The 7,684-nt window shown below is 67.2% G+C and carries 9 protein-coding genes and 1 pseudogene; 4 read left to right on the forward strand and 6 right to left on the reverse strand.

The window, feature by feature from the left end:
* The first annotated feature begins 189 nt into the window (after nucleotides 1–189).
* Together B3587_RS10545 and B3587_RS10550 are read left to right on the forward strand one after the other, a co-directional pair.
* The gene (locus B3587_RS10545) at nucleotides 190–729 is read left to right on the forward strand and encodes a hypothetical protein (protein ID WP_228178338.1); all 540 of its coding nucleotides are present in this window, start codon (nucleotides 190–192) and stop codon (nucleotides 727–729) included.
* A gap of 299 nt (nucleotides 730–1,028) precedes the next feature.
* Nucleotides 1,029–1,601, forward strand: a complete 573-nt coding sequence (locus tag B3587_RS10550; RefSeq protein WP_228178339.1) for a hypothetical protein — start codon at nucleotides 1,029–1,031, stop codon at nucleotides 1,599–1,601.
* 165 nt (nucleotides 1,602–1,766) lie between these two features.
* On the opposite strand, the gene B3587_RS10555 is transcribed toward B3587_RS10550, so the two are convergent.
* From B3587_RS10555 to B3587_RS10565, 3 genes are read right to left on the reverse strand one after another with little or no spacing between them, the layout of a single operon-like run.
* Nucleotides 1,767–2,048, reverse strand: a complete 282-nt coding sequence (locus tag B3587_RS10555; protein ID WP_228178340.1) for a hypothetical protein — start codon at nucleotides 2,046–2,048, stop codon at nucleotides 1,767–1,769.
* Nucleotides 2,045–2,536: a hypothetical protein gene (locus tag B3587_RS10560; protein WP_228178341.1), complete on the reverse strand. Its 492-nt coding sequence runs from the start codon at nucleotides 2,534–2,536 to the stop codon at nucleotides 2,045–2,047. The genes B3587_RS10555 and B3587_RS10560 overlap by 4 nt, the downstream gene beginning before the upstream one ends.
* A gap of 26 nt (nucleotides 2,537–2,562) precedes the next feature.
* Nucleotides 2,563–3,180, reverse strand: a complete 618-nt coding sequence (locus tag B3587_RS10565) for a DUF6349 family protein (protein ID WP_228178342.1) — start codon at nucleotides 3,178–3,180, stop codon at nucleotides 2,563–2,565.
* A 310-nt stretch (nucleotides 3,181–3,490) separates the two neighbouring features.
* Here B3587_RS10565 and B3587_RS10570 point away from each other — a divergent pair, with 310 nt between their 5' ends.
* Nucleotides 3,491–3,880: a hypothetical protein gene (locus B3587_RS10570; protein ID WP_228178343.1), complete on the forward strand. Its 390-nt coding sequence runs from the start codon at nucleotides 3,491–3,493 to the stop codon at nucleotides 3,878–3,880.
* Here the strand turns inward: B3587_RS10570 and B3587_RS10575 are convergent.
* Both B3587_RS10575 and B3587_RS10580 read right to left on the reverse strand, forming a co-directional pair.
* Entirely contained in the window at nucleotides 3,873–4,691 is an 819-nt protein-coding gene (locus B3587_RS10575; RefSeq protein WP_228178344.1) for an ABC transporter permease, read from the reverse strand. The two genes, B3587_RS10570 and B3587_RS10575, sit on opposite strands and share 8 nt — an antisense overlap.
* The gene (locus B3587_RS10580; RefSeq protein WP_228178345.1) at nucleotides 4,688–5,722 is read right to left on the reverse strand and encodes an ABC transporter ATP-binding protein; all 1,035 of its coding nucleotides are present in this window, start codon (nucleotides 5,720–5,722) and stop codon (nucleotides 4,688–4,690) included. The genes B3587_RS10575 and B3587_RS10580 overlap by 4 nt, the downstream gene beginning before the upstream one ends.
* Nucleotides 5,723–5,847: 125 nt before the next feature.
* Between B3587_RS10580 and B3587_RS10585 the strand changes: the two genes are divergently transcribed.
* Nucleotides 5,848–6,894, forward strand: coding sequence for an enoyl-CoA hydratase/isomerase family protein (locus B3587_RS10585; protein ID WP_292728454.1), 1,047 nt, complete (start codon nucleotides 5,848–5,850; stop codon nucleotides 6,892–6,894).
* Between the two features lie 16 nt (nucleotides 6,895–6,910).
* Here B3587_RS10585 and B3587_RS10590 read toward each other — a convergent pair.
* Nucleotides 6,911–7,684: pseudogene (locus B3587_RS10590) on the reverse strand (D-alanyl-D-alanine carboxypeptidase); the annotation flags it as partial.

The following is a 7,684-nucleotide window of genomic DNA, read 5'->3' on the forward strand; positions in this document are numbered from 1 at the left end:
TGCATGGGGGTAACCGCCCTTAGCTATCCCGGTCCCGGTACTGGCCAGAACAGGATGGTCCTCAACGCAGACAACAACAATCAGGCGCCCGACCTCTGCTGGTATTCCGGAGAGTTCGGCCTCGTCGCGGCACAGATCTGGTCATGCAACGGTCCGTACTGATCTGGTGTCGTCCTGTTTAGTAGATACATGAGCGCACAACCTCGACTGCACCAGTCCGGCCTTCTCGGGCTGGGCTGGTGCAGTCTGCTCGTCTCTCTTCTGATCCCGCTCTTCGTCTCCGCCGGCCACTACATGCAGCAACGCAGTCCGTACTGCCAAATCGGCTCCACGTTGAGCGCCGTGCCGCTGCTCTACAGCTGCGGCGAACCCTCCGACCAGCAATTGGTCATCGGCTGGATCGGTGCGATCGTCACGATCGTCCTGTTCGTGGTCGCGGTCGTCTCCGCCGCTCTCGCCCTATGGAAGGTGAGAAGCGCGCGGAGGCTGTCACCGGGACTATGGTCCACCTTCGCCTTCGCGATGACAACCCTCGCCGTGATGGCTGTCATCGCGTTGATGGTCCTCGCAGTCGATGGGGTCCGAACAGCCTCGTGGATCATCTACGCCTCATTCCTGGGTACCGTCGTCTACGTCGTCGGTGGCATCGTGGCCATCATCGTCAGCGTGAGAGCAGCGAATCTCGAGGAGAAGCTTCAGACGCAGGGTCGCTCCGAGTCGGGAACGTAGTCGACCGTGCGGGGCCTGATGATCCGCGCGGGCGCTGGGACGGTCGCTACCGGTAGCCCACCGCGGTGCCCAGCAGTGAGCCGATGCTGTGGGTGGCGGATCGGACGTGTCTCACAGAACGATCGTCTTTCGGACGCGGGGTCGCTGAGAGGCTTCATGGTCGTTGGCGAGAGGCGTCGTGCGAGGCCGGTCCTCTACGGCCTCCTGCGGCGTTCTGAGCGCCTCTAGGGCGTTCTGGGCATCCATGGTGGGGTGGGAGCGGCCTCGAGGGTGTCGTGTGTGGCCGGTAGCGTGTGGGCGTGGAGTCGCTTCAGCTGTCAGCGTGGGGCGATGAGAGCATGCGCGAGGTTGGCGGGATCTCTCACTACCTGCTGGGTGTGGTCGTTGCTGAGGACAGTCGGTGCGACGAGCTGCGGGAGCGGATGCGGGAGCTGCACACTCGCGGGCCGAAGCTTCATTGGCGTGATCTTGAGGGCGCCGAGCAGGCGCGGGTGATCGCGAGCATCGCGGCGTTCGATGCGTACCACGTGGTCGTGGTGGGGGCGCCGGTGAATCCCCGCAAGCAGGAGAGAGCGCGGGCGCTGTGCATCCAGCGGATGTTGTGGGAGCTCGAGCGGCAAGGCGTGACTCGGCTCACGCTCGAGTCGCGAGGTCGATCGCTGGACGGCGCCGATATGCGGACAGTGGAGCGGATGCGCGGGGCGCAGTCGCTGGGTCGGTCGCTGCGGGTGTTCCATGCGCTGCCCAGTGGTGAGCCGATGCTGTGGGTGGCTGACCAGACCCTCGGGGCGTACGGGGAGTCGATCGCGAACCGGAGTCAGTTCTTCGAGCCGATCCGTTCCGCGACCACGATCGTGGATATCCGGCTGTAGCAGCGCGAAAGCCGGGTCCCGTCAAACGGCGGGGGTCCCGGCTTCTACTTCCCTTCCCCCCAGCAGGGGGCGGGCTGCGTCCAGTCTAGGACATATCCGTTCACTGTTGGCTGTATACGGCCGTAGCCGTCGCGCTCGGCCGCGGGACGGCTACGGGTGCTGTCATCACGCCGGGTCGCCCTCGGGCGCCTCGGTTAGTCGGATGGGGTGGTCGGGTTCGAGGTAGAACTCGTCGAACGTGTCGCCGTCTTCGTTGTCGGCGGGCCAGAGGCCGATGTTGATCTTGTGGCCATCGAAGGCGAGCCAGGCGATTTCGCGGGGTGGGATGCGGACGGGGAGGAGCAGGTTGGGGCTGGGGATTTCCCAGCTGATCCAGGCACCGACGTGGGGGTGCCCCAGTTCCCCCGCGATGGTGGGGTTCTGGGGCACCTGAGCATTGCCGGTCACAGGGTCTCGCCTTCGGTGAGGTAGAGGCCGGTGTCGATGTAGTGCTGGCAGAATGCTGAGCTTTCCCGGTCGAGGATGCCGGGTTCGATGAGCGCGATCCACCGGTTGACTTCGGTGACGAACTGGGGGTCGTTGCGGTCGTCCCAATCAGTGTCGTTACGCGCCCACCGGTAGATGATTTCGCCGGCGAGGCTGGAGTAGCCGCCTGCGTGAAGGACTTGGGCGATGGAGAGCGCTTCGACGTATTGGAGGCCACCGAAGACCTCGACGTCGCAGCGGGCGACGACTGACCAGGTTTCCGCGAGGATGCGTACCGCGTCGGTCATAGTGGGGCGTTCGGGGGTTGCCACGGCCGCGGTGGCGCCGTTGTGGTGGCGGGCGACGTGGAGGCTGAGTTGTTCGGTGAGTTCGGTGTCGGTGAAGGCGACGAGGGTTTCGGGGCACATGCTGCAGGCTTCGGTGAGAGCGCGCGGTTCGGGGGTGCTCATGGTGATCTCCGTTCGGGGTGGTGTGGTCAGTTGTGGTCGCTGAGGTCGAAGCCGCCGTAGGGGCTGTAGTCGGGGACGTGACGCATGCCGCTGCCGCCCCGGTCGGTGAGGATGGGTGCGCCGGGGACGCGGAAGTTCTCGGGGTAGTTCGCGTCGAACCAGGCTTCGAGCGCGGGGGTCATTTTCCGGGTGCCCATGTGCCCGCGGAGTTTGCTGGGCAGGGTGGGGAGGTCGCGCCATCCGGGCATGGCGTGGTCGTGCCAGGCTTCGACGGCGGTGTTCTCGTCGTCGGTGATCGCTTGCCAGGAGCAGACGCTGCAGACGCTCTTGTAGAGGAGTTCGCCTACGCACGAGCAGGCGTGATACTCGGCGCCGTGGTGGTCGCAGCGGAGGTCTGTGATCCAGGTGGTGAGGTTGTGGTGCTCGAGGTCGAGTGCCCCGGCTGCGGGGGCAGGGCGCCACAGGTGGCATCGACGCCAGGTGCCGGGTGTTTGTTCGGCTCGCCAACGCTCGAGCGCTGCGGCGAGTTCGTCGGGGGTGTGGTAGGCGCTGGTGTAGTGCAGGGGTGCGCCGTCCCAGGTGGGTAGTGCGGCGATTTCGGCTTCAACGATCAGCTGGTCGATGGCGCTTGTGAGGTCGAGCATTGTGGTCTTTCCCTTCCCGAACATTTCCCTGGGCCTTGGCGGCAAGGAGATCTCCGTGGTCGGTGGAGCCGACCTATGATCGGATGCCGGCAAGGGACCAGGAGTCAGTGGAGGCTGCGGAGGAGCTCGAGCTCCCGGTTGGGCGCTCGGGACGCTGCAGTCGCTGTCGAAGGAGCAGTTGACGCGGAGAGTGCACGTGCTGTCGATCGCGCCAGAGCGTCTGCCGTTGGAGGGAGGGTGCAGAGGGATCGTTGCGGGCTTGTAAGCAAACTCCCCGTAAGGGCGCGAACGCCGCTGGCAGACTAGGTTCATGGTCACCCTGCTGCTTGACTCCGCCCACCTGGAGGTGGCGTTGTCGGGGTCTGAGCGGCTGCTTGCATTCCGGCGGCAGAATGTAGACCTCCCGCGCGACACGATTGCAAAGGTTCAGCTCACCGACGACGTGTGGACCTGGCTTCGCGGCGTGCCGAGCCCCGGCACGCATGTGCGCGGTGTCGTCGCCATGGGAACCTGGAAGTCAGCCGGCAGCGAGGATTTCGTCCTGGTGCGCGGGCGGCGGCCCGGTGTCGTGATCGACCTTGAGGAGCATCCGGACTACGAACGCATCGTGCTCACGACGCGACACGGTCTGGCGCTGGTCCAGGCGCTCCGGCTGGATGTCGAGGGCCCAGCCGAAGACGTCGCCGACCTCGTCAGCTGACGTCGCGGCGCCAGTTGAGCGCGTAGCCGAGCACGAGCAGCACAAGCGCGTAGCCGAGCAGGACGGCGCCGCCAGCCCACCATTCGAGTCCGCTCGTGCTGGCTCCTGCGCCCGCCATCTGGAAGATGCTGGCTCCGACGAGGGCATCGCTTGCCGCGCCCGGCAGGTAGTTCGTGACGGTGTCGAGTCCCTCCACGAACGCGCCTGCCGTGCGGGCGATCGGTTCGAGGAACTGCGTGAAGACAAGCACTCCGACGACGGCGGCTACCTGGTTGCGCACCAGCGTGCCGACCCCGATCCCGACGACCACCCAGATCGTCAGCGCGAGCACGACCCGCGCGATCAGCGCCCAGGTCGACCCGGCTCCCAAGTCGGTATCGATACCGAACACCGTGAGAAACCCCGCCGCGGGCCCGACCGATGACAGCGCGCCGACGATCCCGAAGCCCACGCCGACCACAATGCCCGCGACGATCTTCGCCCACAGGACGGTGCCGCGGCGGGGGGTTGCAAGGAACGTTGCCGTCAGAGTCTTGTGCCGGAACTCGGTCGTAACGATGAGGGTGCCCAGGATGAGCGGGATGACATAGCCGACGCTCGCCGCCAGCGAATACAGCAGGGGGGCGACGCCCTCGGTCGGGACCGGCGCACCGTCTCCAGGAAGGGTTCCGTTGCTGACGGCCCCGAACACGAACGCAAGCGCGCCTGCCGTGGAGGCGATGTAGACCACGAGCACGAGCCCCAACACCCACCACAGGGATGTCGAAAAGAACTTGGTGAACTCCGACCGGGTAACGGTGGCGACGGTCATCGGTTCGCCCCTTCCTCGTCGGCTGACGCACCGACGGGCGTATCGGCCTCGGAATCCGACGCCGTCGTGACCTCAGGCTGCTCCTCGGTCTCGATCGGGACCTCTGGCTGAGGCTCGTCCGTCAGCAGCCGCGGCGGCCTCGTTCCGTTGACGTACTCGAGGAAGATCTCTTCGAGGGCCGGCCCCCGGTCGGTCAGTGCCGAGAGGGCGATGCCGGCAGAGGCAGCGATCGCGCCCACACGAGCGGCGTCGAGGCCCTCCACCTGGATGCCGGTGCGCAGGATTTCGAGCGGAACACCCGCAGCCTCCAGCGCCGTGACGAGTGCGCCGCGGTCGGGAGAGTCGACGAGGGTGACCGGAACCTCCTGGTACGCGAGGTCGGCGAGCGACCCCTCGAAGACGAGGCGTCCGCCCGAGATGATGAGCGCGGCATCCACCGTCTGCTGCACTTCGGCGAGAAGGTGAGACGACACCAGGATCGTCCGCCCCTCGCCGGCCAGAGTCCGCAGGAACGACCGCATCCAGCGGATGCCTTCGGGATCGAGGCCATTGGTGGGCTCGTCGAGCACGAGCACGCCGGGGTCACCGAGCAGCGCGAACGCAACCCCGAGCCGCTGGCGCATCCCGAGGGAGTAGCCGCCGACCTTGCGTCCCGCAGCGTGCGAGAGTCCGACCAGCTCCAGTACCTCATCGACGCGCGAACGCGGGATGCCGGCAGCTTGTGCATACACCGTGAGATGGGCTGCTCCCGTGCGGCCAGGATGAAACCCGGTCGCCTCGAGAACCGCACCGACCGTGTGCAGGGGATGGGTGAGTTCGTCGTAGCGGCGACCGCCGATGGTCGCCGAGCCGGAGGTGGGACGGATCAGACCCAGCAGCATCCGCAGCGTCGTGGTCTTGCCGGCCCCATTGGGTCCGAGAAACGCCGTGATGCGCCCCGGCTGGATGCTGCACGTGAGGTCGGCGACTGCCGAGATCGTCCCGAAGCGCTTGGTAAGCCCCGCGAACTCCAGAACCTGTCCGTCGGGCATGACGAGCCCCTCCCTGGGTGTGGATTGCGCACCAGTTTGGCCGACGCAGCCCTTACGGATGCGGCACCACGCCCGAGGGCGGTCGAAGACCCCCCTCCGTGGCGGTCCCTCGCTACCGTGGGACCGTGGAGAGTACACCGACGGTTGAGATCGAGCAGCGCGGCGAGATCGGCATCCTGACCCTGCAACGACCGCGGGCGCTGAACGCCCTCGATCTCGAGATGGTCGAGGTGCTTGCCGCGGCTCTTGAGCGGTGGGAGCGGGACGACAGCATCCGAGCTGTCGTTCTGCGCGGCGGCGGCGATCGCGGGTTCTGCGCCGGGGGCGATGTTCGCGGGCTGTACGAGACGCTGATCGGCGATCATCCCGAGCAGGTCGAGGCCTTCTTCCGCGCCGAGTACGCCCTCAACGCCCGGATCGCGGAGTATCGGCATCCGATCGTCGCGTTCGCCGACGGGATCACGATGGGCGGTGGAATCGGTCTTGCCGGCCATGCCTCGCACCGCATCGTCACCGAGCGATCGATGCTCGCGATGCCCGAAACGCGGATCGGCTTCACGCCGGATGTCGGCGGATCGTGGCTGCTCGGCCGTGCCCCCGGGCGGGTCGGCGAGTACCTGGCGCTCACCGGCAACACCGTCGGGCCGGCCGACGCCATAGCGGTGGGCCTTGCCGACCACCACGTCCCGAGCGTGCGGCTCGAAGGCCTGCTGTCGGCGCTCGAGGATGGGGCCGACCTCGACAGTGCGATCCAGGCCGTCGCGACAGAGCCAGCTCCCGGAACCCTGACCGGGGAGCGGGAGTGGATCGACGTCGCGTTCGCCCAACCCACCGTCGCCGAGATCGTCGAGGCACTGCGCGGACGGCCCGAGAATGCCGCGCGCGCGACTGCTGCGCACCTCGGGACGCTTCCGCCCACAGCGCTCGCGGTGACGCTCGAGGCGGTCCGACGCGCGCGCAAGCTCCCCGACCTGCGGGCGACGCTTGCCCAGGAGTACGGGCTTGTGCTGTGGTTCGGGACGACGCAGCCCGATCTCGTGGAGGGCATTCGCGCGCAACTCGTCGACAAAGACCGCTCACCGCGCTGGAACCCCGCCCCCGGCCAGGAGCTTCCCGCCGACCTTCTCGATCAGGCTTACGGGTTCACGCCGCCGACGCCCCTCTGGCGCTGAGACCGGGCCCGGGGCCTCAGTCGATCAGACCGAACAGCTGCAGCGGATGCGTCAAGCGCCACCACGGCGAGGGCTGCTCGATCTCGGCGGAGACCGCAGCTTCAACGGTGGTCGAGTTCACCGGACCAGTGAGGGTGAAGGTGCCCGCCGGTGACCCGGCTTCCCATTCGTCGACAGTGAGCGTGGATGACGAACTCGATGCCGCGCCGTTCCAGAGGATGACCGCGGCATCCGCAGTGGTGCGGATCTCTGGGTTCGATCCCCACGCGGTCTCCACTGTCCCGACGACCGTGCCGGCCGGGATGACGTACGGGGTCGTGAGCTCCGCCTCGAGCTGAGCAAGCAACGCCCGGGCCGAGCTGTCTCGCGACTCGTCGCTCGGCTGGGCCAGAACCGTCGCGTAGGTGCGGACCGTCGTGTCGCCGATCGTGAGGTCTCTCGCGGTGGCCAGGTCGTCGACCTCTCGGCCGTTGACGAAGAGCGAACCCGTCTTGATGCCGACGACGCCCGGATCCGCCAGCAGGTCGTTGGTGTTCGTGACCTCACCAGCGCCGGGCAGGTCCACCATCGGTGTCGCGACGATCTCGGCTATCACCGGGTTCTCGAGCGCCTTGCGGCCGAGCGCGATCACGCCCGCAGGAGTGCCGACATTGTCGGAGTCGATACCCGAGGGCTCCACGACCGTGATGCCGCTGATTCCGTGGGTTCTCAGCCAGTCGGCTGCGGCGCTCTCGAAGACCTCGTCCGTCGGCCAGAACTGGTCGGCCAGGCGGGCCGCATAGTTGTTCGC

The organism is Microbacterium sp. UBA837, from assembly GCF_002296025.1.
Taxonomy (GTDB): domain Bacteria; phylum Actinomycetota; class Actinomycetes; order Actinomycetales; family Microbacteriaceae; genus Microbacterium.

Excerpts from the sequence above, each read along its gene's own strand:
- B3587_RS10545 (WP_228178338.1), top strand. The coding sequence starts at position 190 with ATGAGCGCACAACCTCGACTGCACCAGTCCGGCCTTCTCGGGCTGGGC.
- B3587_RS10560 (WP_228178341.1), bottom strand. The coding sequence starts at position 2,536 with ATGAGCACCCCCGAACCGCGCGCTCTCACCGAAGCCTGCAGCATGTGC.
- B3587_RS10565 (WP_228178342.1), bottom strand. The coding sequence starts at position 3,180 with ATGCTCGACCTCACAAGCGCCATCGACCAGCTGATCGTTGAAGCCGAA.
- B3587_RS10570 (WP_228178343.1), top strand. The coding sequence starts at position 3,491 with ATGGTCACCCTGCTGCTTGACTCCGCCCACCTGGAGGTGGCGTTGTCG.
- B3587_RS10575 (WP_228178344.1), bottom strand. The coding sequence starts at position 4,691 with ATGACCGTCGCCACCGTTACCCGGTCGGAGTTCACCAAGTTCTTTTCG.
- B3587_RS10580 (WP_228178345.1), bottom strand. The coding sequence starts at position 5,722 with ATGCCCGACGGACAGGTTCTGGAGTTCGCGGGGCTTACCAAGCGCTTC.